Raw genomic sequence first — 25,837 nt, forward strand, 5'->3', positions numbered from 1 at the left:
CGCATCATTGTTGCGAGGGTGCGTGTTTATGCCTTGTAGGTCGTCCTCCTGTTCATCGAGTATGTTATGCGCTCGATTTCGATCGGGAATGGTGATCGAGGATTTCTCTGGTGACGTCGGCATATGGCCTTCGATTTTCTTCCTTAGCCAGATTGCCACCGGCAGATAGCTTCTGGAAACCGACAAGTCGTGGCAAAGCTAGAATGATGGGACGCAATGATTTGCGTGACTCTTCACTCGGTAGGGATATTGAAACCACCTGACGCGGGCGCTGGATAACGCAGTGCTTGAGGTATGTGTGCTTAAAATCTGGCCTATTTTGGGATCGTGTGATAGCGGTTTCAGTCTTTATCCTTTAACTAGATTGAGTGCCGCTTGTTACCTCAAGTAACGCCGTAAGCTTCGCACCATACAAACTTGTCATCTACTTCTTGAGAATTGATCAGAAGCCTGCTTATGGCGAGCCAAGGTGCGGAACGAATGCTGACTATGCAACAAAACACGGCAACGGCGATGCCAGCTTCGCCAGTTGAGACGACTGTCGATGAAGAATGGGCATCTTGTCCAGCACTTGATGAGACTGCTTTAAGCGGCACTTTTTGGCAGCTCTTTGATGGTGATCGTCGCACTCTCGCGAACTTCCTCGTCCTAGCTCCGCAAGGTTTGCTGGGCGGTTTTGCTTCATCATCGGCGAATATGTGGGCAGTTGTGAACGGCAGGCTATGCCTCATTGGAGAGAATGGCCTTCCTTCAGTCGTGTTCGCCGCTGCGCGGATCATCGAAGGGACGATTGTCGGTTTTGCGGGGCGTGGCACGATCGACGGGCGATCAAATCTCTACGTTCTTGCAATGACCGAACACCCGCAACATCCGCAATTCTCGTCGCCACCAAACGAGGAAAGACGTGCACTGTTCACCACCCAACCGGAAGGCGGCCCCTTACGCCCCAACCTCGTCATTGTTCCCGCTGGAGCGGGCTCTCTCCATCCGCGATGGCTCGAGGACGTAACCTCTTTGACTCGCAATTGGGACCTTTGCATTGGCTATTACGGTGTGGAGGAGCCAGCCATCGCATCGGCATTTGAATATCTCGCGCACATCCCTTCGACGAAGAAATTCAGGCTGCTCTACAATTTGCTGTATGATGGGAGCCCTCTTTGGAAGTATGAAGCCATCTGGTTACCCGACGATGATCTTGATGGCACCGGGACCGATATTAATCGCATGTTTCACATTTTCCGCCAGCACGGACTTGATCTCGCTCAGCCTGCCCTGAAAGCCGGTCCCAACTCCTTCCCGACGCACCCGATCACGGTGGCGCAGCCAGGCAGTGTTTTGAGGCACGAACCGTTCGTGGAAATCATGTGCCCGATTTTCTCGAAGAGAGCGTTGAAAATCTGCGTGGGCTCCATGAAGGATGTCATGTCGGGCTACGGTCTCGATCACCTGTGGCCATCCTTTCTTGGAAATCCGCGCTCCCGCATGGGCATCATCGACGCGGTCTCCTTCGCCCATACACGGCCTATCGGCGCGACCTACAATGTGCAGGCGGCAGTCGATGAGCAAACAGAGCTTTTCCACGCCTATGGCTTCACCTATCGCAGGATAGCAGGCGTTTGGTGAGGGCGATCTTCATCGCCGGTCTGCGGCTATGAAGACACAGCAACACCTAAAAGCGGCGGCTGGTAATACCTTTACCGGTCGCCAACACCCTTTCATTCTGCAATAAACAGGGCGGTTGATCGCCAATGGTTCCTGTTTTTCGGCGCCCTTGGCCTGTCCTGGAGTATCGGAATGGCCGCAAGGCTTGTTGCTTTGGTCACCTTGTTGGCCGTTCTCGTCGGCTGCGGCGGGCGTCCGGTCGGGGTGATGACGCCAACGGGGCAGGTGGTGCAGGGCACGACACCGGTCAGCCTGCTGGTGGCGACGACACGTGCGCCGGCTGAGGACAAGGCGGTGCTGTTCGGGGGCGAGCGCGGCACGGGTCTGAAGGTGGATGCCGTCACGGTTTCCATTCCGCCGGCTGCCAACCGCAAGGTCGGCCAGGTGCAGTGGCCGAAAAAGCTTCCGCCGGATCCGTTGAAGGACTTCACCACGATTTCGGTGGAGCCCGTGACCTCGGCGGCCGATACGCGCAGCTGGATCAAGCGCCATAGCCCGAAGGACCGGCGTGTTCTTGTCTTCGTCCATGGCTTCAACAATCGCTACGAAGAATCGGTCTATCGTTTCGCTCAGATCGTCCATGACTCCGGAACGGACGTCGTTCCGGTCGTCTTCACCTGGCCCTCGCGCGCCAGCATCTTCGATTACAATTACGACAAGGAAAGCACCAACTACTCGCGCGATGCGCTGGAGGAGATGCTGACGCGCCTTGCCAAGGATAGCTCGGTCAGTGACATCACCGTCATGGCCCACTCCATGGGCACATGGCTTGCGGTGGAAGCACTGCGCCAGATGGCAATCCGCAACGGCCATGTTCTGCCGAAGATCAACAACGTCATCCTGGCGGCACCCGATCTCGACGTGGATGTCTTTGGCCGTCAATATGCGAGCCTTGGCAAGGACAAGCCGAAATTCACCCTATTCGTCTCGCAGGACGACCGGGCACTCAGCCTATCGCGGCGCATTTCCGGCAATGTCGACCGCCTCGGTCAGATCGATCCTGCGGCGGAACCCTATCGCAGCGAGTTGGAAAAGGCCGGAATTACGGTTCTTGATCTGACCAAGCTGCAATCGGGCGATCGCCTCAACCACGGCAAGTTTGCAGAAAGCCCCGAGGTCGTGAAGCTGATCGGCGACCGGTTGATTGCCGGCCAGACAGTGACAGACTCCGATGTCGGTCTCGGCGAAGCCATTGGCGCAGTTGGCATCGGTGCGGCACAGACGGTCGGCACGGCGGCGAGCGTCGCAATCAGTGCGCCAATTGCCGTCTTCGATCCGCGCACCCGCGAGAACTACGGGCGGCAGGTGGAGCGTCTTGGTCGTTCGGTCGAAAACACCGTTGGCTCGGTGGGCGATACGGCAACCAGCGTGGTCGATCCGCAGCTCCTCGATAGCGGAAATCGCAGCCAGACGGATTGCTCGCTGCGCGCCAATCGCAACAGCGCGGCCTGCCGTAGTCGCTGATCTGCCAATATACAAACAGTATTTTATCGGCTATGACGGGGAAAATTCCCCACCGGAGTAACGCGCCATGCGCTGGAAACGCACCCTTCAGCTTCTCGATGTCCATTGCGAAGGCGAGATCGGTCGCGTCGCCACCGGTGGCGTGCCGAAAATTCCGGGCGCCACGGTTGCCGAGCAACTGAACTGGCTGAACACCGATCCGAAGGGTGAAGAGCTTCGCCGCTTCCTGACGCTTGAGCCGCGCGGGACGCCGATCGGCTCCGTCAATCTGCTGCTGCCACCCAAGCACCCGGACGCGGATGCTGCCTTCGTCATTCTCCAGCCGGACCAGGCGCATGCAAGCTCCGGCTCCAACTCCATCTGCGCCACGACGGCTCTCCTGGAAAGCGGCATGGTGGAGATGAAGGAGCCCGAGACGATCGTGATGCTGGAAACCGCAGCCGGCCTCGTCAAGGCCACCGCCACCTGCAAGGACGGCCGCTGCGAAAAGGTCAAGCTCACCATGGTGCCGTCCTTCGTGCATGAGCTGGATGTCGAGATCGACACGCCCGACTGGGGCCGCATCCACATGGATATCTCCTATGGCGGGATTTTTTATGCGCTGGTGGATGTGCGTCAGATCGGGCTCACCATCGACAAGGCCAACGCCGCCAAGCTCGTGGCCGCCGGCATGGTGCTGAAGGATATCGTCAACCGCGATATTCCTGTCGTGCATCCGGAAATCCCCGCCATCTCTGGCGTGGCCTATGTCATGTTCCGCGATACGGAAGAGGATGGCACCATCCGCACCTGCACCACCATGTGGCCGGGCCGCGCCGATCGTTCGCCCTGTGGCACCGGCAACTCCGCCAATCTGGCGACGCTCCATGCGCGCGGCAAGGTGAAGGTGGGGGACACTTATAAGTCCCGCTCCATCATCGGCACGGAGTTCGAAGTTGGGCTGTCGGCGCTGGCACAGGTGGCGGGCAAAGATGCGGTCATCCCCACCATCACCGGTCGAGGCTTCACCTTTGGTCTGCACCAGATCGCGCTCGACCCCTTCGATCCACTGGCGGATGGCTTTGCCATGACCGATGTCTGGGGCCCGCAGGCGGGCTCGATCGGTGAGGCGAAAAAGTAGTCCGAAGTCACGCCAAGGCGCTGTTTTCTTCCGTGGAAAGGTGCTAAGCGGGCCGCACCCCATACATTGTTCTTCGCAAGGTCTTCACGCGCAAACTGCGAGACACCTTGCGCCGACCTGCTTGAGAGGCTCACAATGCAGACGATCACCCTTCGCCGCCCGGATGACTGGCACCTGCACCTGCGCGATGGCGCAATGTTGGAAGGCGTGATCGGCGATACCAGCCGCCATTTCGCCCGTGCCATCATCATGCCCAATCTGGTGCCGCCGGTCGTCACCACGGCAGATGCGCGCGCCTATCGCGAGCGCATCGTCAAGGCCATTCCCGCTGGCGATCGCTTCGAGCCGCTGATGACGCTCTATCTTACCGAGCATACGAGCGCCGATGATGTGGAAGAGGGCAAGACAAGCGGCCTCGTCACCGCTGTGAAGCTTTACCCGGCCGGTGCCACCACCAATTCGCACGGCGGCGTGCGCGATATGGACAAGGCCATGCCGGTGCTGGAGCGCATGGCAAAGATCGGTCTGCCGCTTTGCGTCCATGGCGAGGTGACGACGCCGGACGTCGATATTTTCGACCGCGAGAAAGTCTTCATCGATACGGTTCTTGCGCCACTGCGCAAGCGCTTGCCGGAACTGAAGGTGACGATGGAGCATGTGACGACGCGGGATGGCGTGGACTATATCCGCGAGTCGGAGAAAAACCTCGCCGGCTCCATCACCACGCATCACCTCATCATCAACCGCAACGCCATTCTGGTCGGTGGCATCAAGCCGCACTATTATTGCCTGCCTGTGGCAAAGCGCGAGGAACATCGTCTTGCGCTGCGCGCTGCGGCAACGTCTGGTGACAAGCGTTTCTTCCTCGGCACGGATTCCGCTCCCCACGTCGATCCGCTAAAGGAATGTGCCTGCGGCTGCGCTGGTGTCTACACCTCCATCAACACCATGAGCTGCCTTGCCCATGTGTTCGAGCAGGACAACGCGCTGGATAAGCTCGAAGCCTTCACTTCGCTGAATGGCCCGGCCTGGTACGGCCTTGCTCCCAATGACGAGACGATCACACTCGTGAAGCGCGACGAGCCAGTAGCATTCCCGGCGAAGATCGAGACGGGTGCTGGACCTGTGACGGTCTTTGATCCGATGTTCCCGCTGCATTGGGATGTTAAAAACTAACGTTCAAACTGCCGGTTTATCCGGCAGTTTTTTTATCGATAGCTGAGAAGAAAGAGGAAGATGCCGATGGCCCAATTCAATTTCACCGATCGCACGGTGGTCGCCGAACTCGTTGCGAAAATGCTGTGGGAAATCAAGGCCGTCCATTTCAACTCCGAAGCGCCCTATACTTTTGCATCGGGCATGAAGAGCCCCGTCTATATCGACATGCGCAAGCTGATCTCCTATCCGCGCATCCGTTCTGCGGTGATGGATTTTGCCGCCGCCAAGATCGTGGCCGATGCCGGTTTTGAGAAGTTCGACTGCGTTGCGGGTGGGGAAACCGCAGGCATTCCCTTCGCAGCTTTCCTGGCCGAACGCCTTGGCCTGCCGATGATCTATTGCCGCAAGAAGCCGAAAGGTCACGGTCGCAATGCGCAGATCGAAGGCCATATGCCGGAAGGCGCACGCGTTCTGGTCATCGAGGATTTGACCACCGCGGGCGGTTCGATGTTCACCTTCATCGATGCCATCCGCGCGGCTGGCGGCATCGTCGATCACGGGATTGCGCTTTTCTATTACGGCATCTTTTCCGAAGCCGAAGCGCGCTTCGCCAACGGCAATGTTAAGCTGCATTACCTCAGCACATGGCGCAACGTGCTGGAAGCGGCCCGTTCCGAAAAGCTGTTTGACGACAAGACCCTGTCGGAAGTGGAAGCCTTCCTTGACAACCCGCTGCCCTGGTCGGCGCGTCACGGCGGCATCAGCGAATTGCCACAATCGTAATTTTGGCTGAGCCGTGCCTTGGATATTGACCCGGGCAAGGTGCTGCCGTTAAGCATCTAATCGATTTAGATTTGGAGGAAATCGGATGATCCTGTGTTGTGGCGAAGCCCTGATCGACATGCTGCCGCGTGAATCGACCAAAGGCGAGGCGGCTTTCGCCCCTTATGCGGGCGGCGCGGTCTTCAACACCGCCATCGCACTCGGGCGTCTTGGCGTCCCATCTGCTTTCTTTTCCGGTATCGCCGACGACATGATGGGCGAGATTCTGAAAGAGACGTTGCGCGCCAGCAACGTCGATTACAGCCTCTGCGCCTTCTCCAACCGCCCATCCACCATCGCCTTCGTCAAGCTGGTCGATGGCCACGCGACCTATGCCTTTTATGATGAAGGTACGGCAGGCCGCATGCTGTCGGAAAAGGATTTGCCGCATATTGGCGGCGAGTGCGAAGCGATGCATTTCGGTGCGATCAGCCTGATCCCCGAACCATGCGGCAGCACCTATGAAGCGCTCCTGGTGCGCGAGCATGAAAAGCGGGTCATCTCGCTCGATCCCAATATCCGTCCGGGCTTCATCCAGGATAAGCAGACGCACATGGATCGCATCAACCGCATGGCGGCCATGTCGGATATCGTGAAATTCTCGGATGAGGATCTGGCCTGGTTCGGCCTGAAGGGCGATGAAGACACGCTTGCGCGCCACTGGCTGCATCACGGCGCAAAGCTCGTCGTCGTCACCCGTGGCGCGGAAGGCGCTGTCGGCTACACCAAGCAGCTTCGCGTTGAGGTGCCAAGCGAACGTGTCGACGTGGTTGATACGGTCGGCGCGGGTGATACCTTTGATGCCGGTGTTCTCGCTTCCCTGAAACTCCAGGGTCTCCTCACCAAGCCCCAGGTCGCCGCGCTCACCGAAGACCAGATCGCCAAGGCGCTGACACTCGGCGCCAAGGCGGCTGCCGTGACGGTGTCGCGCGCAGGCGCTAATCCGCCTTGGGCGAATGAGATCGGGCTGTAAGGCCTGCGACAGAATGGACGAGACATTGGTCCGAGCGGCGCAAAAGAGCGATCTTCCAGCGTTGATCGACCTTTACCAGCATCTTTCGTCTGGCGATCGAGCTCCAGACTTGCCCGATGCCGAGGCGATATTCGATCAGTTTCTAGCCTATAGCGGCAGCGTGATCGTGGTGTGTCAGGTGGGCAGCGTTCTCGTTGGCTCATGTGTCTTGGTGGTGATACCTAACCTTACACGCGGCGGTCGGCGTTACGCGCTGATCGAAAATGTCGTGACGCATAGCGACTTTAGAAGGCAGGGGATTGGAAAGCGGGTTCTGGACTTTGCAACGGCTCATGCTTGGCAGGCTGGCTGCTACAAGGTCATGCTGATGACAGGCTCCACGAGGCCGGAAACACATGCATTTTATCGAAACGCAGGGTTTGAACCTTCTAAAACCGGTTTTCAAAAGCGGCAACTTCCGGCAAGGGGAGAGAGCTGAATCAGGTCCTGCCGACGACCGTCGTCAAACCCGGATCGCCGTTTCCTCTTTCGCTGTCCTGATCACCACCATCGTCACGAAACGCGCGACATTCGTCTGGTCGCGAAACAGCCTGTCACATAAAGCGTCGAACTCCTCCATGTCGGTGAGACGCAGCATCAGCATCACATCCATATCGCCGGTGATCGCATAGGCATGCGTCACCGCTTCCTCGGTCCGCGCAAGATCGAGAAAGCGCCGCATTTGCTGTTCGCCGTGTAGCTTCAACTCGACCGACACCAGAGCCTTGATACCGCGCCCGGCCTTTGCCGGATTGAGAATGGCGACGATGCGGTCGATGATCCCGGATTTGGTGAGACGCTGAACCCGTCGCAGGCAGCTTGATGGAGAGAGGCCGATTCTCTCCGCCATCTCCACATTGGTGAGTGAAGCGTCTCGTTGCATCAGATTGAGAATTTTGCGGTCGATCTTGTCCATCAGCCGATCATAAGCAGGAAGGAGAAACTTGCAACAAAATTGCAAACAGACGCAATCTTTGACCAAAAATGCCACTGGCCGCAGGCTATAGAATGGCCAGCCCCGAGGAGTTGCCGATGCCGTTCTTTCAATCCCTGCTGCTGAAGTCGCGTGAAACGCTTGAGATCTATTGGCTACTGGTAAAGATCACAGTGCCGATTTCAGTGTTGACCGAGGTCCTGTCGCGATTGGGCGTTGTCGAAGCCATCGCTCCCGCCTTCGCGGCGGTGATGCACGCCGTCGGCCTTCCTCCAGAACTGGGGCTCGCGTGGCTGACTGCGATGCTGGTTGGTGTATGGGGTGCGGTACCCTTGATCTTCACACTCGTTCCGGTCTCGGAGCTTAGCACGGCGGATGTCACGGTGTTTTCTGCTCTGGTTCTCTTCGCCCATGGACTGCCGCTGGAGCAGAAGATCATACAGAACGCCGGGCCGGGCATGGTGGCAACCACGACACTTCGCATCGTCGGAGGTTTCGTTTATGCGCTCATCCTCCATCACCTGTTCCAGGCTACCGGCTGGCTGTCCGCCCCCGTCGCTCCGGCATGGGTGCCGGGCGCGGTTACACCAGATTGGTCCGTCTATGTCTGGGGACTGGCCGAAGCCATGGTGATGATGCTCGTCGTCCTGCTTCTCCTTTCATGGACGCTTGAAGTGCTGAAGATCACGGGCATCCTGGGCTTGATGATGAAGGCGATAGAACCCGTGCTGCGACTGGCTGGCATTAAAGGCGAGGCGGGGCATTTGACCGCGATCGGACTTTTCTTAGGTATTTCCTACGGCGCCGGTCTTCTGATCCGTGAAGCGAGGTCCGGCATCATTGCGCCACGCCAGATCTTCCTCTCCTGCGTCTTCATGGGATTTGCCCACAGCATCATCGAGGATACGCTGGTGATGGTCTCGCTCGGCGCCGATGTCTGCAGCATCCTGATCGGGCGTGTCGTCTTTGCCATTGGCGCAACAGCAGCCTTGGCGCTTTCTCTGGCAGCCATATCGGATCGAGCCTTCTTCGCACGGCTCTACAGAAGCCAGCCGCGAGACGCTTGAGGTGAAACAGAATTCTCCACATTACCGATCGCGCAAAATCCAATTCGTTGAAATTCTGTGCATGGCGCCGAATATAGGAGCAATCCTTTCCTTCACGCGTTAGATGCTCAAGCATTCTCGCTTTCACGGAATTCAACACATGTCTGCTTCATCTTCCTCACAACGGACGCAGAGGCCGTTCTACGCGTCCTTCGGTTTCCAGGTTTTCGCCGCCATGGTGGTTGGCCTTGTCCTTGGCTACGTTGCTCGCGAAATGGGTTCCACGGAGGCCGGGCCGAACTGGCTGGTCCAGGCGCTCTCCACGGTCGGCTCCATCTTCGTGCAGTTGTTGCGCGCGCTTGTGCCACTTCTGATCTTTACCGCCATCGTGGCCAGCATTGCCAATCTGCGCGAGCTGAACAATGCAGCACGCCTTGTCTGGCAGACGCTGCTCTGGTTCGCCATTACCGCGCTGATCGCAGTGTTGATCGGCATCACGCTCGGCCTTCTCATCCAGCCCGGCCTCAACACCGGCGTAGAGGCAACTACGGCGGCGGCACCCTCCACCACCGGCTCATGGCTGGATTTCTTAAAGGGTCTGATCCCTTCCAACATCCTCGGCCTGCAGGCCTCGACCAAGGTCACGCAGACGGGAGCCACCACGGCGCTGAACTTCAACGTTCTGCAAATTCTGGTCGTCTCTATTGCGGTTGGCATTGCAGCCCTTCAAGTAGGTGAGAAGGCCGAAGCCTTCCTCTCCTTCAATCGTTCGCTGCTCGCCATCACCCGCAAGATGCTCTGGTGGGTTATTCGCCTGACGCCGATCGGAACGATCGGTCTGCTCGGCAATGCGGTCGCCGTTTACGGCTGGGAAGCGCTCGCCTCACTCGGCTGGTTCTCCGCCGCGATCTATATAGGCCTCGCCATCGTTCTCTTTGTCGTCTACCCGGTGATCCTGGCGGCAAACGGGCTGAACCCGGTGCGCTTCTTCGCAGGCGCATGGCCGGCAATCCAGCTCGCCTTCGTCTCCCGCTCGTCCATCGGCACTTTGCCGGTGACGGAACAGGTGACCGAGCGCAACCTCGGTGTGCCAAGGGAATATTCCGCCTTCGCCGTGCCGCTTGGTGCGACCACCAAGATGGATGGCTGTGCTGCGATCTATCCGGCGATCTCCGCCATCTTCGTCGCCCAGTTCTATGGTCTGCCGCTTGGCATTCAGGAATATGTGCTGATCGTCTTCGTTTCGGTGCTCGGCTCGGCGGCAACGGCGGGACTGACGGGTGCGACCGTGATGTTGACGCTGACCCTCTCGACACTCGGCCTGCCATTGCAGGGCGTCGGTCTGCTGCTTGCGGTCGACCCCATCCTCGATATGGGCCGCACCGCGGTCAATGTCGCAGGCCAGGCGCTGATCCCGACGATTGTTGCCAAGCGTCAGGGCATCCTCGATCAGGCGGCCTATGATCGCCATGAAGGCATCGACGCGCTCGATCCGGCAGCAACGCCGGCGGAGTAGGTGTACTCGCGAGCGCTCAGAAAGCCCGCCCTGCAAAGCAGTCGGCGGGCTTTCTTTTGGGCACTGTTACGCGTGATGGCTGATCGAGGATGAAAGAGCGCTCGGCGGATGGCCGACGATGCGCTTGAAGGCGCGGCTGAAGGCAGCCTGGGAACCATAGCCAAGCTTCACCGCCGCCGTTTCGATCGGCATCCTCTCCTTGCCGATCCATTGCATGGCAAGACGCATACGCAACTCGGTGAGGTAGCGCACCGGCGTCATGCCGGTCACCTCCAGAAACCGCTCGGCAAAAACGGAGCGCGATGCGCCCATCACGCCGGCCAGTTCCGCGAGAGTCCAATCATGGCCGGGATTGTTGTGGATCGCGAGAATGACGCGACCAAGACGAGGGTCGCGAAGCGCGGCCACCCAGCCGGAGGAATCGCCGCAACCGCATTCCACCCAGGCCCGCACGATAAAGGCGGCGACGACATCGGCAAGCCGGGCGAGAATACCGGCAAAGCCGGCGCGCGCCTGGCGGGTCTCCCGCTCCATCGCTTCCAGCATGGGAAGAAGTTCCGGATAACGCGAGGTGAGCGTGTTGACGAACATCACCTCGGGCATCAGCCCGGTGATCGGATGCATGGCTCCGAGATCGAATTCCATGCAACCACTAAACACCAGCACGCGCTCTTCGCTCGGCACATCGGGTTCGCAGGTCTTGATGGCGCTGACGGAGTTACAAAGAGGTGCGGCATCCAGCGAGCGGATGTTCTGGCAGGCAATATCAGGATCGGAAAGCAGCGCATGCGGCCCGCCACGCGGTAGCAAAACTGCATCGCCCGCATCCATCTTATGCAGCATACCGGAGGAGGTACGAAGATAGACCGGTCCGCACGCCACGAAATGAAACTGCGCGCGACCTTCTACTTCACCGAAGGAAAACCCGAAGGGAGCGGAAGCCTCGATGCGGCGATAATCCAGTCCGACGAGCCGCATCCCCATCAACAATTCGCTGATGAGATCGGGTGAGGGCTGATTTCCGGACGTTTGATCAAACATGGCGGATTTTGTGGCATGGATCGTCCGGAAAGTCGAGTCTATGCTTCTGCCATCCTCTCCTCCCAAAGGACATACCGATGAACCCGACACCTGTTTCAAATCCCGCCGCGGATGACCCCGAGGCGCCCGCCTGGGGCGCCGTCATCTCCATGGCGCTTGGCGTCTTCGGGCTGGTCACCGCAGAATTTCTGCCGGCAAGCCTCCTCACACCCATCGCCGCAGACCTCGGCATCACCGAAGGTGCAGCCGGTCAGGCGGTCACCGTGACCGCCGTTGTCGGCATGGTGGCCAGCCTCCTGATCACATCCGTCGCGCGTCGCATTGATCGGCGACACCTGATGATGATCTTTTCGGCCCTCCTCGTCATCTCTAACCTGATGGTGGCGGCGGCTCCCGGTCTGATGATACTTCTGATCGGACGCTTGCTGCTTGGCGTGGCGCTCGGTGGTTTCTGGGCCATGTCCACCGCAATCGTCATCCGGCTGGTCCCCGCAGCCAGCGTGCCCCGGGCACTTTCCATGATATTCAGCGGCGTTTCGGCAGCAACCATCGTTGCGGCACCCGTTGGCAGCTATGTGGGTGAGCTCGCAGGCTGGCGCTTCGTTTTCGTGCTGACGGCATTGCTCGGTGTGGCCGCTTTCTTCGCACAGTTTTTCACCCTGCCGAAGCTTGCCCCGACAGGAACCAGCAGCATCAAGACACTTGGTGTTGTGCTGAAGAGGCCTGGTATTGCGCTCGGCCTTGTTGCGGCGACGCTGGTTTTCGGCGGCCATTTTGCCTTCTTCACCTATCTGCGTCCCTATCTGGAAGCTGATATCGGTGCGGGCATCGGCATGGTCTCCGCCCTGCTGCTCGGCTTCGGACTGGCCAATTTCGTCGGCACCCTCGTTGCCGGATCACTGATCAGCCGCAGCCTGAAAATGTCACTCGCAGCGCTTCCTCTTTTCATGGCGTTGATTGCAGTTCTTTTGGTAACGACGGCGCCGCCTTTGCCGCTTGCCGCAGTCCTCGTCGCCTTCTGGGGCTTCCTCTTTGGCGCCGTTCCGGTCGCCTGGTCCACCTGGCTGGCGCGCACCATTCCAGATGAAGCAGAAAGTGCCGGCGGTCTCCTTGTCGCCTCCATCCAATTCGCCATTGCCATGGGTGCGGCAGTCGGCGGCATCATCTTCGATCTCAGCGGCGCAGTGAGCGTCTTCGGCACCAGCGGACTGATCCTCGCTCTTGCCGCCATCGGCATCATGGTCGGCGTGCGGTCGCGGCCAGAAGCCAGCATGGCGTAAGGAAAGGCCAAAACTGACATCAAAAGCCGGGGAGATCCTTCCCGGCTTTTTCTGTTGGAATGTCAGTGTGTTTACCGGGCCATGCCCGGCCACGGCCAAGTCATGAAATCGATGGCGAGTGACCCTCGCTGGAAACCGAGATCATGACTGGATGGTGGATGCTCCCAAAAATCGCGCAGTCGACTTTCTCGGGATAAGGGTCGGGGCGGATACGAGAATGCGGTTGTCGCGCGGGGCGGTGGTGTGGGTGAGCAAGTCGAGCGCGTGAGAGGCAATCTGGTCGAAGGGAACGCGCAACGTCGTGAGAGGCGTCGAAAGATGGCTGACGATGGGGATGTCGTTGTAGCCGATGAGCGAAATGTCATCGGGGACAGATAGACCCATCTTGTTCAGCGCGGAGAGCGCCCCGATGGCGGTATTGTCGTTCACGGCAAAAATAGCCGAGGGTCGACAGTCGAGCGACATGAGCGTCTGCACCGCTTCGGCGCCGGACTGGATTCCGAATGTCGACGGCACGATGAGGGCGGGATCGACCGGAATGGATGCTTCGGCCAGCGCCTGCTTGTATCCTTCAACACGGCCGGTGGCGCTGGAGGCGTAATTTGGCCCGGCGATCACGCCGATCCGTTGATGTCCGAGATCAAGCAAATGGCGTGTCGCCAGATAGCCCCCCAGTTTATCATCACCAACGGCGGAGAGGCTATGATGATCCGTTCGCAGCGCAAGCACATAAGGTACGCCACGCTCGTTCAGTTCATCCGGGAAGGTGTCGCCGTCACGCGCCGTTGAAAGAATAAGGCCGTCGACACCGCGGTTCAGCAGCGATTCCGCGGCTAGGCGGTCCGCTTCCGGATTATCTTCCGTGGTCGCCACGATGGCGAAACGACCGGTTCGGGCACAGGCTTTGACGATCGCCTCATAAAGCATCGCCATCACCGTATCCGTCAACCGAGGCACAATGACGCCGATCGTCATCGTACTGCCACGCCGCAGACTGGCCGCGGAGACATCCCTCACATAGCCAAGCTCCGCGGCGATTTTCCGCACGCGCCGCGCCGTCTCGCTGTCGGACCGCGGAAGCCGTTCGTCCAGAATGCGCGATACGGTCGATTTCGATACGCCTGCGGCAGCCGCCACGCTGTGAACCGTGACTCGGGGCTGACGCGAACGCTCTCTTGATTCCATTTCTCTTTTTCCATTCCAGCTCTGGTGCTGAGCACTCGACGATCACATTGCACGAAAAATGCCGTTGACTCCAGAATAATAAAGATCGATAACGGGAACGTTCCCATTAACGATCCCAACTGCTGATCGATAGAGGACAGTAGCTGATAAGGAGGAGAAATCAGATGCAACCCATGGATCTTCGTGGCTTGAGCCCCGCACCCGTCACCGCTTTCACCCGTGACGGCGAAGTGGATTACGCGGCCAATGCAAAAATCGCCAAGTGGTTGGCCTCGATGGAGGGCGTGAAGAGCCTCGTCATCCTCGGTCATGCAGGCGAGGGCACTTTCCTGACGGAAGACGAACGTCTCGAACTCATCCGTGTTTATGTCGAAGCTGTCGGCGGTGAGATACCGATCATCGCCGGTATCACCGGTGAGGGCACACGTGTTGCCGCAGCGGAAGCCAAGAAGTGCAAGGCTGCCGGTGCCACCGGCGCACTCGTCTATCCCAACCATGGTTGGCTGCGTTTCGGTTTCCAGAAGGGTGCACCGCAGGATCGCTACAAGGCGATCTGGGAAGAATCGGGTCTTCAGGAAATCCTCTTCCAGTATCCGGATGTGACGAAGGCTTCTTACGATCTCGATACGCAGCTCACCATTGCTACACAGCCTGGCGTTGTCGCCACCAAGAACGGCGTGCGCAACATGAAGCGCTGGTATGTCGAAATTCCTGAACTCAAGAAGGCCAATCCGAACCTGCAGGTTTTGAGCTGCCATGACGAATGGCTGTTGCCGACCATGTTTGACGTCGATGGCCTTCTCGTCGGCTATGGCAATATTGCGCCGGAACTCCTGGTCGAGCTGATCAAGGCTGGCAAGGCCCAGGATTATCCGAAGGCCCGCCAGATTTTCGAGCGGCTGCTCCCGGTAACGCGCGCTGTCTACCATCGCGGTTCTCACATGGAAGGTACGGTCGCCTTGAAGCTCGGTCTCGTGCATCGTGGCATTCTCGATCACGCGACGATCCGCGAGCCGCTGAAGAACCTCGGTGAAAAGGCGGAGCAGGAAATCTTCGCCGCCTTCGAGGCTGCGGGGATCGGCCCTGTCGAGCATCTTCTCGCCGCCGAATGATCGTCGTGCCGTCTCGGCCCCTTGCCGAGACGGCAGCTTTTTAGCCGGATGCAACAGCCCATCCGGCTCTGCTCCAATTTATTGATGTCTGGCAGGAGCGGCTTAACAAAAGAAGCAGAAGCGTAGAAACAAGGTTCGTCGTCGGGAGAGAGCGGCGATGGGTGAGGAGGAACTCATGAACGTCATGCAGCTCGTGAAGGGCACTACAAAGGTCCTTGCAGATCCGCAGGCCGATATCAGCGCCAGGCTGGAGCGGCTTCCGATTACCAGAGAAGTCTTCTGGGCGCGCAACATCGTCGGGGCGGCAACGTTTTTCGACGGCTATACGGTGATTGCGATTGCCTATGCCATGCCCGTTCTCGTGCGCGAATGGGGGCTTACCCCGGCCCAGACAGGCATGATCCTGTCGATGGGATATCTCGGTCAGCTCATTGGCGCGATCCTGTTTGGCTGGCTTGCTGAAAAGGTCGGGCGCCTGAAGGTGCTGCTCTTCACCATCCTTCTTTTCGTCAGCATGGATGTGGCCTGCCTCTTCGCCGCCGGTGCCGGCATGATGATGGCCTTCCGCTTTATGCAGGGGATTGGAACCGGCGGCGAAGTGCCAGTTGCCAGCGCCTACATCAACGAGCTGATTGGCTCGAAAGGACGCGGCCGCTTCTTCCTGCTCTACGAAGTCATGTTCCTGCTCGGTCTCGTGGGCGCCGGTATGATCGGTTACTTCATGGTGCCGGTCTATGGCTGGAAAGCCATGTTCGTGGTCGGTCTGGTCCCCGCCATCCTGATGATCCCGCTGCGTTGGTTCCTGAAGGAATCGCCCCGCTGGCTTGCCGCCAATGGCCGTTATGACGAGGCCGACGCCATCGTCTCTCGCATGGAGGAAAGTGCGCGCGCATCCGGCAAAGCGCTTCCAGAGCCGCGTGTCGTGGCAACGCCTGTAAGACGCAAGTCTGACTGGAAAGAACTGTTTCAGGGCATCTATCTGAAGCGGACGCTCTCGATCTGGGCGATGTGGTTCTGCGCCTATATGGTGGCAAACGGAACGATCACCTGGTTGCCGACGCTCTATCGCCAGACCTTCAACCTGCCCCTCGAAACCAGCATTCTCTATGGCTTCATGACCTCTGCCGCAGGCGTCGTCGCGGCTGTCATTTGCGCGCTTCTGATTGATAAGGTCGGCCGCAAACGCTGGTATGCTGGCGCCTTGCTTCTTGCTCCGGTACCGCTTGTCATTCTCGCATGGCTTGGCGCGACCTCGCCATTGCAGGTACTGATCCTGGCGGGTCTCGCCTACGCCATCGTGCAGACGGTCACTTTCTCGCTCTACCTCTATTCGGCGGAAATCTACCCGACCCGTATGCGTGCAATCGGTACCGGCACGGGTAGTGCCTGGCTGCGTCTCGGCTCTTCCGCTGGCCCGATGCTTGTCGGCTTCGTCATGTCGTCCTTTGGTATCCAATATGTCTTCGCCACATTCGCCGTCATCCTGATCATTGGCGCCATCGTGACGATGCTGTTTGCGGTGGAGACCAAGGGCAAGGTTCTCGAGGAACTGTCGCCATAAGACGCTTCCTCAATCTGACGACGCAAAAAAGCCGGGATCGACGTCCCGGCTTTTTTCGTGATGGATCAGGCCCTTAAGCCGACACCAGCCCTGCCAGCGCCTTGACCAATCCTTGCGTCGAGCTGTCGTGACCAGCCGCACTTTCCTTGCCTTCCACCACGGGCAGAAGGCCGGTTGCCAGTTCCTTGCCGAGTTCCACACCCCACTGGTCGAAGGAGTTGATGCGGAAGAGCACGCCTTCGACGAAGACGCGGTGTTCGTAAAGTGCGATCAGGCGGCCGAGTGCGAAAGGCGTCAGCTTGTCGTAGACGAAGGTGATCGATGGGCGGTTGCCGGTGAAGACGCGGTGCGGCGCGATGAAATCAGCCTTCTTGTCGTCCATGCCCTTGGAGGTAAGCTGTGCTTTGGCTTCCGCCAGCGTACGGCCTTTCATCAGTGCTTCGGACTGGGCAAGGCAATTGGCGATCAGCAATTGGTGCTGGTGGCGCAGTTCCTTCTCGAAGCCGTTGGCGGCGATCATGAACTCGGCAGGGATGATGCTCGTGCCCTGATGGATCAGCTGGTAGAAGGCGTGCTGTCCGTTGGTGCCGGGCTCGCCCCAGACCACCGGGCCGGATTGGCCGTCTACCGGAGTGCCATCGATGGTCACACCCTTGCCATTCGATTCCATGTCGAGCTGCTGCAGATAGGCCGGGAAGCGCGACAGCCGCTGGTCATAGGGCAGGATCGCGCGCGTCGGATAGTTCAACACATTGCGATGATAAAAGCCGATGAGGCCGAGCAGCATCGGCAGGTTCTGGCGGAACGGCGCCTCGCGGAAATGCTTGTCCATCGCATGCGCGCCGTCGAGAAACTCGCCGAATTTTTCGGGGCCGATAGCGATCATCAGCGGCAGGCCGATGGCGGACCAGATGGAGTAACGTCCGCCAACCCAGTCCCAGAAACCGAAAATGCGGTCGCTGTCGATACCGAAGGCGGCGACCTTGTCGAGCGCGGTGGAAACCGCGCAGAAGTGATGCTTGACGGCCTCTTCACCCAGCGCATCGGCGATGAACTTGCGGGCAGTCGCCGCGTTCGTCATCGTCTCGATGGTGGTGAAGGTCTTGGAGGCGACGATGAAGAGCGACGTTTCCGGGTCGATCAGCTTCAGCGTGTCGGCAATGTGAGCGCCATCGATGTTGGAGACGAAGTGGGAGCGCGGGCCGTCATGGAAAGGCGCGAGCGCCAGCGTCGCCATAACCGGGCCGAGATCCGAGCCGCCAATGCCGATATTGATGACGTCGGTGATTTTCTTGCCGGTTGCGCCTTTGAGCGAGCCGGAGCGGATCGCATCGGCAAACGTGCCCATGGCGGAAAGAACGCCGTTCACATCCGGCATCACGTCCTTGCCGTCCACAAGAACGGGCTTGTTCGAACGGTTGCGAAGAGCGGTGTGGAGGACAGCGCGCCCTTCAGTAAAGTTGATCTCTTTGCCGGAGAACATCTCTTCGCGCTTTTGGGCAACGCCGCCTTCGGCTGCGAGCTTTTCCAAAAGTGCCAGAATGTCGTCATTCACGGCGCATTTGGAGTAATCCATCAAAAGGTCGTCGAAGCGGGCGCTGAAGCGTTCGAAGCGCTCACCATCCGCAGCAAAGGCGGCTCGAATGTCCGTGGCGTTGGTGCTGGCGGCTGTGGATTTCAGGGTCTCGACAATGGCCTGCATGGAAAGCTCCTCATGCTCCGTGGAAGGATGAGGAAACTATTCTCTTTCATCGGGCCAAATCAAGGCGTGTTCGGCTGAATTATTCCAAACGACGCCAATCAGTTAGCCAGCTTTCTCAGTTCGCGGCGCAGGATCTTGCCGACATTGGTCTTCGGCATTTCGGCGATGAACTCGATATGCTTCGGCCGCTTATAGTTGGTCAGCCCCTCGGCGCAGAAGGCTTTCAATTCCGCCGCGGTCAAAGACTGGTCTTTCTTGACCACATAGAGCTTCACGGCTTCGCCGGAATGTTCGTCCGGCACGCCGACAGCGGCGCATTCCTGTACACCCGGATGGGCCGCCGCCACTTCTTCGATTTCATTCGGATAGACATTGAAGCCGGAGACGAGGATCATGTCCTTCTTGCGGTCGACGATCTTGGTGAAGCCGCGTTCGTCCATCACACCCATGTCGCCGGAGCGGAAGAAGCCATCAGGTGTCATCACCTTGGCGGTCTCGTCCGGACGCTGCCAGTAGCCCGCCATCACCTGCGGACCGCGGATGCAGATTTCGCCCACTTCTCCAATCGGCAGGCTGTTGCCGTCATCGTCGCGAATGTCGATGTCGGTGGATGAAACGGGAAGACCAATGGTGCCGCTGAAGCCGTTTTGATCGAGGCAGTTCACCGTGGCGACCGGCGAGGTCTCCGAAAGGCCGTACCCTTCGCTGATCGCGGTGCCGGTAATCGAGAACCAGCGTTCGGCAACCGGGCGCTGCACCGCCATGCCGCCGCCGAGGACGAGAACCAGCGAGGAAAAATCGATCTTGCGGAAATCCTCATTGTTCATCAAAGCGTTGAACAGCGTGTTGATGCCCGGGAAGACATGGGCTTTGTAGCCCGACAATTCCTTGACGAAGCCGGGAATATCGCGGGGATTGGCAATCAACAGGTTGTGACCACCAAGTGCAATGCCCATCAGCGAATTTACCGTCAGCGCAAAGATATGATAGAGCGGCAGGGCGCAGACGAAATTCAACACCTCGGGGCGGTTCTTGCGGGCAAAGACCGGCTCCATCCAAAGCGCGATCTGCGCCTTGTTGGCCAGAAGATTGGCGTGCGTGAGAACAGCGCCTTTGGAAATGCCCGTCGTGCCGCCGGTATATTGCAGAAAGGCGATATCGCTGCGGGTCAGATTGACGGGTTTCAGCGTCGTGTCGCGCGCCTGTTTCAGAACCGTCTTGTAGCTGATGGCCTGTGGAAGCGCATAAGGAGGAACGAGCTTCTTGACCTTGCGCACCACGAGGTTGACGATGTGACCCTTGAAGCCCAACAGGTCGCCCATGGTCGCGACGATCACGTGTTTCACATCGGTTTTCGGCAGCGCCTGTTGCACGACATGGGCGAAGTTTTCCAGAACGAATAACGCTTTCGCACCGGAATCCTTCAGCTGATGTTCGAGCTCACGCGGGGTATAGAGCGGATTGACATTCACCACCGTCAGGCCGGCGCGCAGGATCGCGTAAGTGGCGACAGGGTTCTGCAGAATATTCGGCATCATCACCGCGACGCGATCGCCCTTTTGCAGGCCGATGCTCTGCAGCCAGCCACCAATGGCGCGTGTCTGTTCTTCAAGTTCGCGATAGGTGATGGATTTTCCCATACTGGAAAAAGCCTTGCGATCGGCAAACGTCTTGCAGCTTCGTTCCAAAAGTTCGGCAAGCGAGGTGTAGCCGAGATCGGGCAATTCCGCCGGTATGCCTTGCGGGTAAGATGCGAGCCATGGCCGCTGCACGGCTCGAGGCTCCTGACGAATCGCAGTGGTATCGCTCATTACTTTCCTCCCATTCTGCTCCCCGCAGTCCTCCTCGGCATCCTTATCAATCTGAAGGGTCCTCATTCATCAGATTGTCTGCCGTCCTCGGTCACGAGGGTAGATGATGCTCCCGAAGTCATCCACTCACATCAGCGTAATTAACTCTAACGTAAACGTCAACTCTTCTACGTCACCGGCGACATGTCTGGAAATTTGCGTTTTGACTTTAATCCTGAATTGCGCAATCAAGAAACTGACGTCGATGATGGATGTTTTGGATGACAGAGGTTGCAGCGCTACAACTGGGCGGCATAGGCAAGGTCTTTGCCGGCGTGCCGGTTTTGAAAGATATCGATCTTTCGGTGTCGAAGGGTGAGATTATCTGCCTTGTCGGGCGCTCCGGCTGCGGCAAGTCCACGCTGCTGCGCATCATTGCCGGTGTCGAGATGCCGGACGCGGGCACTGTGCGCATGAATGGCACCGAGATTGCCGGCCCTTCTCTTTTCGTCGAACCGGAAAAGCGCCGCATCGGCTTTGTGTTTCAGGATTATGCGCTGTTTCCCCATCTGACCGTCGAACAGAATGTAGCCTTCGGGTTGAAGGGAATGCCGCGGAAAGACGCGCGTGCTCGCACCACCGAGATGCTGGAGCATGTCCGACTGTCGGATCTTGCCACCCGCTATCCGCACACGCTATCCGGCGGCGAGCAGCAGCGTGTCGCGCTTGCCCGCGCCTTGGCCCCGAAGCCTGAAATTCTGCTGATGGATGAGCCCTTCTCGAATCTTGATCGCGGCCTGCGCGACAGCGTGCGGGAAGAAACGATTGGCCTGTTGCGCGCTCTTCAGACGACCGCGATCATGGTGACGCACGATCCGGAAGAGGCACTTTCTGCTGGCGACCGCGTCGTTCTCATGCAGTCCGGCCACATCGTCCAGTCGGGGACGGGCTATGATCTGCATGACCGTCCCGTCAGCCGCTATGCCGCGGATTTCTTCTGTGCCTTCAACAAGGTGGAAGGGATGGTGAGGAACGGACACGTGGAAACGCCGATTGGCCGGTTCTCCTACGGCAGCGACTTGCAGGAAGGTGCGCCGGCTCTCGTCTATATCCGTCCGGGCGAAATTCAGGTGCATGGCGCCGGTGTCGCGTCTCACACCAACCTCTTCCAAGGCCAGGTATCCGGTCGAATGTTCATGGGCGAGATCGAACAACTATCGATCAGCGTTCCTGGCTTGCACCGGGATTTGCGCGTACGCAGCATGAAACGCACGCCGATCGACGTCAAAGACGTTCATCTTGCGGTCGACCCCAAGCATGTGCTGATCTTTACCCAAGATTGAAATCTGAAATTTTGTGTCGATAAATCCAGCCATTTTCAACTCAAAGTGATCGTTTCGCTTGATCGACTGTCAAATTAAACTTGATTTACATTATCATGTATGGTCAGTGCCCTTCGACATCATTCGAAGTCCGAAGGGGAAAGAGATGGGTTTTTTCAATACCAAAAATATTGCACTTCTGGCTGGCGTCGCCGGAGCGGTTTTTGCAGGCGCGGCCAATGCTGCGGAAATCAACATCTACACCACCCGTGAGCCGGCGCTCGTTCAGCCATTGCTGGATGCTTTCAGCAAGGAAAGCGGCGTCAAGGTCAACACGGTCTTCATGAAGGACGGTTTGGCCGAGCGCGTTCTGAGCGAAGGCGCAAGCTCCCCTGCCGACATTCTGATGACGGTGGATGCCGGCAATCTCGTCGATCTCGTCGAGAAGGGCGTCACCCAGCCAGTCGAGTCCAAGGTTCTGACCGAGTCCATTCCTGCAGAACTGCGCGACGCGAAGGGCAACTGGTTCGCGCTGTCCATGCGCGCCCGCGTCCTTTATGCCGCCAAGGATCTCGACGTGACGGCCTTCAACTATGAAGATCTGGCCGATCCGAAGTGGAAGGGCAAGGTTTGCATTCGCTCCGGCCAGCATCCTTACAATACCGCTCTCTTTGCTGATTACATCGCGCACTACGGTCCAGAAAAGACCGAAGCCTGGCTGAAGGGCGTGAAGGACAATCTCGCCCGCAAGGCAGGCGGCGGCGACCGTGACGTGGCGAAGGACATCCTCGGCGGCATTTGCGATATCGGTCTTGCGAACTCCTACTATGTCGGTCTGATGCGCACCGGCAAGGGTGGCGAAGAGCAGGTGAAGTGGGGCGAGGCGATCAAGGTCGTTCTGCCCACGTTCAAAGATGGTGGCACTCAGGTGAACATTTCCGGTGCGGCGGTTGCCAAGAACGCGCCGAACAAGGCCGAAGCCGTGAAGCTTCTCGAATACCTCGTCTCCGACGAAGCGCAGAAGATCTATGCTGAAGCCAATTTCGAATATCCGGTGAAGCCGGGTGCAGCTCTGAACGATGTCGTCGCGTCCTTTGGCACGCTGAAGATCGATCCAAAGCCGCTGACGGAAATCGTCTCCTACCGCAAGCAGGCCAGCGAGCTGGCTGATAAGGTCGGCTTCGACAACTAAGGCTTTAGCCTCGGATCAGCGGTCCGGCATATGCATAACAAGGCGCCCGTTTCACGCGGGCGCCTTCACCGTTTTCAGTATATCGATATTTCATGCACGATAAGGCTTGAGTAACCGCATGGTTTCAGACACCGCCAGTCACACACCGATGAAGGCCAGACCGCGATTCCATGCGAATGTCTGGTGGCTGGTGGCATCGGCGGTGATTGCAGGTCTCGCCCTTCTGCCTGTCGCGGCCTTGGTGACGGAAGCCGTACAGGGCTCGGCGGGGCTGTGGGCGCATCTTCGCGACACGGTGCTGGCAACGGCTCTGCCGGACACGCTGATTTTGCTTCTCGGCGTCGGGATCCTCGCCGGTGTGCTGGGGACCGCGTCAGCCTGGCTCGTGGCAGCGCATGATTTTCCAGGGCGCGGCATTCTCGAATGGGCGCTGCTCCTGCCGCTCGCCATGCCCACCTACATCATGGCTTACGCCTATCTCGATATTCTCCACCCGCTCGGTCCCGTCCAAGGGGCCGTGCGCTGGCTGCTTGGCTATTCCAGCCCGCGCGAGTTTCGCCTGCCCGATATCCGCAACATGACCGGGTGCATTCTGCTGCTCGGCTTCGTGCTCTATCCTTATGTTTATATCCCCGTGCGGGCCATGTTCCTGACCCAGGCTGGCAATCTGCTCGAGGCGGCGCGGCTTCTCGGCACCTCTCGCAGATCGCTCTTTCTGCGGGTTGCCGTACCCTTGTCACGCCCGGCAATCGCCGTCGGCATCAGCCTGACATTGATGGAAGCGCTGAACGATATCGGCGCCTCGGAATTTCTTGGCGTTCGCACCCTGACGGTGTCGATCTACACCACTTGGGTGACGAAGTCGGATCTGCCAGGAGCGGCGCAGATTGCGCTGTGCATGCTGGTGCTGGTCGTTGCCCTCGTGGCGCTGGAGCGCTGGGCGCGGCGCAGGCAGCGCTACTCGCTCTCCGCGCAGAAAAGCCGAACGCTCGAACCACTCCGGATAAAGGGCGCCTGGGGTTGGCTTGCTTTTGCGCTCGGCAGCCTGCCGATCCTGATCGGCTTCGCTGGCCCCGCACTCTATCTGATCACGCAAGCCTGGAAGCGCTATCAGTTCAGCGGTGTTTCCACGCGCTTCCTTTCTGAAGCCGTAAACACGATCGTCTTTGCCGGGCTTGCCACCCTTGTCACCTTGCTTCTTGGGCTTGTCGTTGCTTATGCCCTGCGCATCGTGCCGGGCAGGGCGTCCTTGTGGTGCTTCCGGCTGGCGACGGTGGGCTATGCTGCGCCCGGGACTGTGATCGCCATCGGCGTGCTGATCGCCCTTGGCGGCTTCGACAGATTCCTCGATCAAACCATGCAAAGCTGGTTTGGTATTTCCACCGGGCTTCTATTTATCGGCAGCGGCGCGGCACTGATTTTTGCCTACACAACGCGCTTCCTGACAATTGCGGCGGGGGGCGTCGATGCCGGCTTGAGCCGCATTCCTCTTTCCTTCGACCACGCGTCGCGCACCCTGGGGCGTGCGCCCGGTGCAACCTTCCGCCACGTGCACTTGCCCCTGTCAAAAGCTGCCATGGCGGCCGCCGGTTTGCTGGTCTTTGTCGATTGCGTCAAGGAACTGCCGGCGACGCTGCTGCTACGGCCAATGAATTTCGAGACCTTCTCTACGCAGCTTTATGGCGAAGCGGCGAGGGGTACTTATGAAGAAGCCTCGATTGCGGCGCTCGCCATTGTGGTGATCGGCATTCTGCCCGTCATCCTTTTGGCGCGTGTCGGCAAGCCGAAGACGGCGTCACACGCGATCTGACATCACCATCTCACGCAAATGCGAACACGCCTCCTCGCCCGGCTCGGGAACGATTTTTCCGTGATCGGGTTAATTCGTTATCAACGCACTGAAAAAGAGGAGATGCAATCATGCTTCACCATGAACCCCGTGCCGGCCAGGACCCCTATGTCCAGGACACCCCAAGCTTCATCGCCAGCGACAAGGTCGAAGGCACGAACGTCTATGGCGCCGACGGTAAGAAGATTGGCTCGATCGAACGGATCATTCTCGAAAAGCGCGGCGGCCGTGTCGCCTACGCCGTCTTGAGCTTCGGCGGCTTCCTCGGCATCGGTGATGAATATTATCCTCTGCCCTGGGAAAAGCTTCATTACGACGAAGAACTTGATGGCTACCGCGTCGATTTGACCAAGGAACAGATTGAAAACGCGCCGCGTTTTGCTGAACGAGAAGACGAGAGCTGGTACGGCCGCGAAGACCGCAAGGTCTACGACTATTACGGCGTTCCTCCATATTGGATGTAAGAAAAAGATGAGATGGAAAACGGCTCCGAAAGGGGCCGTTTCTCTGTGACGTTGAGGACAAGGATACTGTAGTGAGTTGGTACCGTGCTGTCACTCAAGGGTTGGTCAGACGGCAGAAGAGAAGCTTTTCGCCACGCGCCAGCACCCCTGTCCTCGACTTAATCAAAGGACGGCAACACGAAAATTATGAGATGTTCGACAGCGTAAAGGCCGCTCAGTGCGGCCTTCCTGTCTTTGCCTCCGAGATTGCATCTTCAAAGCAACGACGCGCCTCTTCGGGCGTTTTACGTCCATCGAGCGCGGCGCGGCAAGCGCTTCTAGCGCGCACGAACATCAGTCCCCGCGCGTGCGGCCAATTTTCGGTCAGTAGCGTCAGCGCATCGAATGGGCCAGAAATCACGTTCTGGCTATTCTTGTCGAAGCTCACTTCGACAGGTTCTGTCCATACAGTCTGCTTCATTGAACACCTCCCTAACAACCTAACCAAACGCGTCATGCATTGGCGTGGTTCCCGTTAGGGAGATTATTCCGGTGATCCCGATTTTACAACCGGGAGATTAGCCTCAGCGGAAGCCGAAGAACGACAGGATCGCGAGAACGATGAC

At 58.7% G+C, this 25,837-nt stretch carries 22 protein-coding genes; 16 read left to right on the forward strand and 6 right to left on the reverse strand.

Translation table 11 applies throughout. The features are described 5' to 3' along the window. Positions 1–456: 456 nt before the first annotated feature. From QE408_RS10070 to QE408_RS10100, 7 genes are all read left to right on the forward strand, one after another. Positions 457–1,623, forward strand: coding sequence for a DUF707 domain-containing protein (locus tag QE408_RS10070; protein ID WP_306930755.1), 1,167 nt, complete (start codon positions 457–459; stop codon positions 1,621–1,623). A gap of 171 nt (positions 1,624–1,794) precedes the next feature. Further along, positions 1,795–3,126 carry an alpha/beta hydrolase gene (locus tag QE408_RS10075; protein ID WP_306930757.1) on the forward strand — a complete coding sequence of 444 codons (1,332 nt, stop codon included), beginning with the start codon at positions 1,795–1,797 and terminating at the stop codon, positions 3,124–3,126. Between the two features lie 67 nt (positions 3,127–3,193). Next, positions 3,194–4,246 (forward strand): 4-hydroxyproline epimerase, encoded by a 1,053-nt coding sequence (locus tag QE408_RS10080; protein ID WP_306930759.1) that lies wholly within the window; start codon positions 3,194–3,196, stop codon positions 4,244–4,246. 135 nt (positions 4,247–4,381) lie between these two features. Then, positions 4,382–5,422 carry a dihydroorotase gene (gene pyrC, locus QE408_RS10085; protein WP_306930761.1) on the forward strand — a complete coding sequence of 347 codons (1,041 nt, stop codon included), beginning with the start codon at positions 4,382–4,384 and terminating at the stop codon, positions 5,420–5,422. Positions 5,423–5,488: 66 nt separating this feature from the next. Further along, positions 5,489–6,187, forward strand: coding sequence for an orotate phosphoribosyltransferase (locus tag QE408_RS10090; RefSeq protein WP_306930765.1), 699 nt, complete (start codon positions 5,489–5,491; stop codon positions 6,185–6,187). A gap of 85 nt (positions 6,188–6,272) precedes the next feature. Continuing rightward, complete coding sequence (locus QE408_RS10095) at positions 6,273–7,199, forward strand: carbohydrate kinase family protein (RefSeq protein WP_306930767.1); 927 nt, start codon at positions 6,273–6,275, stop codon at positions 7,197–7,199. A gap of 61 nt (positions 7,200–7,260) precedes the next feature. Further along, the gene (locus tag QE408_RS10100) at positions 7,261–7,677 is read left to right on the forward strand and encodes a GNAT family N-acetyltransferase (RefSeq protein WP_306930769.1); all 417 of its coding nucleotides are present in this window, start codon (positions 7,261–7,263) and stop codon (positions 7,675–7,677) included. Positions 7,678–7,701: 24 nt separating this feature from the next. Here QE408_RS10100 and QE408_RS10105 read toward each other — a convergent pair whose 3' ends face one another. After that, positions 7,702–8,154, reverse strand: a complete 453-nt coding sequence (locus tag QE408_RS10105) for an Lrp/AsnC family transcriptional regulator (protein WP_306930771.1) — start codon at positions 8,152–8,154, stop codon at positions 7,702–7,704. 116 nt (positions 8,155–8,270) lie between these two features. Here QE408_RS10105 and QE408_RS10110 point away from each other — a divergent pair, with 116 nt between their 5' ends. Then, positions 8,271–9,239: a nucleoside recognition protein gene (locus QE408_RS10110; protein ID WP_306930773.1), complete on the forward strand. Its 969-nt coding sequence runs from the start codon at positions 8,271–8,273 to the stop codon at positions 9,237–9,239. 139 nt (positions 9,240–9,378) lie between these two features. After that, the gene (locus QE408_RS10115) at positions 9,379–10,734 is read left to right on the forward strand and encodes a dicarboxylate/amino acid:cation symporter (RefSeq protein WP_306930775.1); all 1,356 of its coding nucleotides are present in this window, start codon (positions 9,379–9,381) and stop codon (positions 10,732–10,734) included. 66 nt (positions 10,735–10,800) lie between these two features. Here the strand turns inward: QE408_RS10115 and QE408_RS10120 are convergent, their stop codons facing one another. Beyond that, positions 10,801–11,775: an AraC family transcriptional regulator gene (locus QE408_RS10120; protein ID WP_306930777.1), complete on the reverse strand. Its 975-nt coding sequence runs from the start codon at positions 11,773–11,775 to the stop codon at positions 10,801–10,803. A gap of 77 nt (positions 11,776–11,852) precedes the next feature. On the opposite strand from QE408_RS10120, the gene QE408_RS10125 reads away from it, so the two are divergent. Next, positions 11,853–13,055 carry an MFS transporter gene (locus tag QE408_RS10125; protein WP_306930779.1) on the forward strand — a complete coding sequence of 401 codons (1,203 nt, stop codon included), beginning with the start codon at positions 11,853–11,855 and terminating at the stop codon, positions 13,053–13,055. A 141-nt stretch (positions 13,056–13,196) separates the two neighbouring features. On the opposite strand, the gene QE408_RS10130 is transcribed toward QE408_RS10125, so the two are convergent. Next, entirely contained in the window at positions 13,197–14,240 is a 1,044-nt protein-coding gene (locus QE408_RS10130; RefSeq protein WP_306930782.1) for a LacI family DNA-binding transcriptional regulator, read from the reverse strand. A 164-nt stretch (positions 14,241–14,404) separates the two neighbouring features. Here QE408_RS10130 and QE408_RS10135 point away from each other — a divergent pair, with 164 nt between their 5' ends. Next, positions 14,405–15,352, forward strand: a complete 948-nt coding sequence (locus QE408_RS10135) for a dihydrodipicolinate synthase family protein (RefSeq protein WP_306930784.1) — start codon at positions 14,405–14,407, stop codon at positions 15,350–15,352. Between the two features lie 175 nt (positions 15,353–15,527). Beyond that, a complete protein-coding gene (locus QE408_RS10140) occupies positions 15,528–16,913 on the forward strand; it encodes an MFS transporter (protein ID WP_306930786.1) in 1,386 nt (461 codons plus the stop codon). Between the two features lie 73 nt (positions 16,914–16,986). Here QE408_RS10140 and pgi read toward each other — a convergent pair whose 3' ends face one another. Beyond that, a complete protein-coding gene (gene pgi / locus QE408_RS10145) occupies positions 16,987–18,615 on the reverse strand; it encodes a glucose-6-phosphate isomerase (protein ID WP_306930787.1) in 1,629 nt (542 codons plus the stop codon). A 98-nt stretch (positions 18,616–18,713) separates the two neighbouring features. Beyond that, positions 18,714–20,426, reverse strand: a complete 1,713-nt coding sequence (locus QE408_RS10150) for a long-chain fatty acid--CoA ligase (RefSeq protein WP_306930789.1) — start codon at positions 20,424–20,426, stop codon at positions 18,714–18,716. 260 nt (positions 20,427–20,686) lie between these two features. Here QE408_RS10150 and QE408_RS10155 point away from each other — a divergent pair, with 260 nt between their 5' ends. From QE408_RS10155 to QE408_RS10170, 4 genes are all read left to right on the forward strand, one after another. Continuing rightward, positions 20,687–21,748 (forward strand): ABC transporter ATP-binding protein, encoded by a 1,062-nt coding sequence (locus tag QE408_RS10155; RefSeq protein ID WP_306930791.1) that lies wholly within the window; start codon positions 20,687–20,689, stop codon positions 21,746–21,748. Between the two features lie 145 nt (positions 21,749–21,893). Beyond that, positions 21,894–22,919 carry a Fe(3+) ABC transporter substrate-binding protein gene (locus QE408_RS10160; RefSeq protein ID WP_306930793.1) on the forward strand — a complete coding sequence of 342 codons (1,026 nt, stop codon included), beginning with the start codon at positions 21,894–21,896 and terminating at the stop codon, positions 22,917–22,919. A 118-nt stretch (positions 22,920–23,037) separates the two neighbouring features. Next, positions 23,038–24,729: an ABC transporter permease gene (locus QE408_RS10165; protein ID WP_373465533.1), complete on the forward strand. Its 1,692-nt coding sequence runs from the start codon at positions 23,038–23,040 to the stop codon at positions 24,727–24,729. Positions 24,730–24,839: 110 nt separating this feature from the next. Then, complete coding sequence (locus tag QE408_RS10170) at positions 24,840–25,232, forward strand: PRC-barrel domain-containing protein (protein WP_306930795.1); 393 nt, start codon at positions 24,840–24,842, stop codon at positions 25,230–25,232. A gap of 214 nt (positions 25,233–25,446) precedes the next feature. On the opposite strand, the gene QE408_RS10175 is transcribed toward QE408_RS10170, so the two are convergent. After that, on the reverse strand, positions 25,447–25,692 hold the full coding sequence (locus QE408_RS10175; protein ID WP_306930797.1) for a DUF982 domain-containing protein: 246 nt from the start codon (positions 25,690–25,692) through the stop codon (positions 25,447–25,449). Between the last annotated feature and the right edge of the window lie 145 nt (positions 25,693–25,837).

The sequence above is a fragment of the Agrobacterium larrymoorei genome, assembly GCF_030819275.1.
Lineage (GTDB): Bacteria > Pseudomonadota > Alphaproteobacteria > Rhizobiales > Rhizobiaceae > Agrobacterium > Agrobacterium larrymoorei_B.

Bases quoted from the DNA above. Each gene is read 5' to 3' on its own strand.
- QE408_RS10070 (WP_306930755.1), top strand. From the start codon at position 457: ATGGCGAGCCAAGGTGCGGAACGAATGCTGACTATGCAACAAAACACG.
- QE408_RS10075 (WP_306930757.1), top strand. From the start codon at position 1,795: ATGGCCGCAAGGCTTGTTGCTTTGGTCACCTTGTTGGCCGTTCTCGTC.
- QE408_RS10080 (WP_306930759.1), top strand. From the start codon at position 3,194: ATGCGCTGGAAACGCACCCTTCAGCTTCTCGATGTCCATTGCGAAGGC.
- pyrC (WP_306930761.1), top strand. From the start codon at position 4,382: ATGCAGACGATCACCCTTCGCCGCCCGGATGACTGGCACCTGCACCTG.
- QE408_RS10090 (WP_306930765.1), top strand. From the start codon at position 5,489: ATGGCCCAATTCAATTTCACCGATCGCACGGTGGTCGCCGAACTCGTT.
- QE408_RS10095 (WP_306930767.1), top strand. From the start codon at position 6,273: ATGATCCTGTGTTGTGGCGAAGCCCTGATCGACATGCTGCCGCGTGAA.
- QE408_RS10105 (WP_306930771.1), bottom strand. From the start codon at position 8,154: ATGGACAAGATCGACCGCAAAATTCTCAATCTGATGCAACGAGACGCT.
- QE408_RS10110 (WP_306930773.1), top strand. From the start codon at position 8,271: ATGCCGTTCTTTCAATCCCTGCTGCTGAAGTCGCGTGAAACGCTTGAG.
- QE408_RS10115 (WP_306930775.1), top strand. From the start codon at position 9,379: ATGTCTGCTTCATCTTCCTCACAACGGACGCAGAGGCCGTTCTACGCG.
- QE408_RS10120 (WP_306930777.1), bottom strand. From the start codon at position 11,775: ATGTTTGATCAAACGTCCGGAAATCAGCCCTCACCCGATCTCATCAGC.
- QE408_RS10125 (WP_306930779.1), top strand. From the start codon at position 11,853: ATGAACCCGACACCTGTTTCAAATCCCGCCGCGGATGACCCCGAGGCG.
- QE408_RS10130 (WP_306930782.1), bottom strand. From the start codon at position 14,240: ATGGAATCAAGAGAGCGTTCGCGTCAGCCCCGAGTCACGGTTCACAGC.
- QE408_RS10135 (WP_306930784.1), top strand. From the start codon at position 14,405: ATGCAACCCATGGATCTTCGTGGCTTGAGCCCCGCACCCGTCACCGCT.
- QE408_RS10140 (WP_306930786.1), top strand. From the start codon at position 15,528: ATGAACGTCATGCAGCTCGTGAAGGGCACTACAAAGGTCCTTGCAGAT.
- pgi (WP_306930787.1), bottom strand. From the start codon at position 18,615: ATGCAGGCCATTGTCGAGACCCTGAAATCCACAGCCGCCAGCACCAAC.
- QE408_RS10150 (WP_306930789.1), bottom strand. From the start codon at position 20,426: ATGAGCGATACCACTGCGATTCGTCAGGAGCCTCGAGCCGTGCAGCGG.
- QE408_RS10155 (WP_306930791.1), top strand. From the start codon at position 20,687: ATGACAGAGGTTGCAGCGCTACAACTGGGCGGCATAGGCAAGGTCTTT.
- QE408_RS10160 (WP_306930793.1), top strand. From the start codon at position 21,894: ATGGGTTTTTTCAATACCAAAAATATTGCACTTCTGGCTGGCGTCGCC.
- QE408_RS10165 (WP_373465533.1), top strand. From the start codon at position 23,038: ATGGTTTCAGACACCGCCAGTCACACACCGATGAAGGCCAGACCGCGA.
- QE408_RS10170 (WP_306930795.1), top strand. From the start codon at position 24,840: ATGCTTCACCATGAACCCCGTGCCGGCCAGGACCCCTATGTCCAGGAC.
- QE408_RS10175 (WP_306930797.1), bottom strand. From the start codon at position 25,692: ATGAAGCAGACTGTATGGACAGAACCTGTCGAAGTGAGCTTCGACAAG.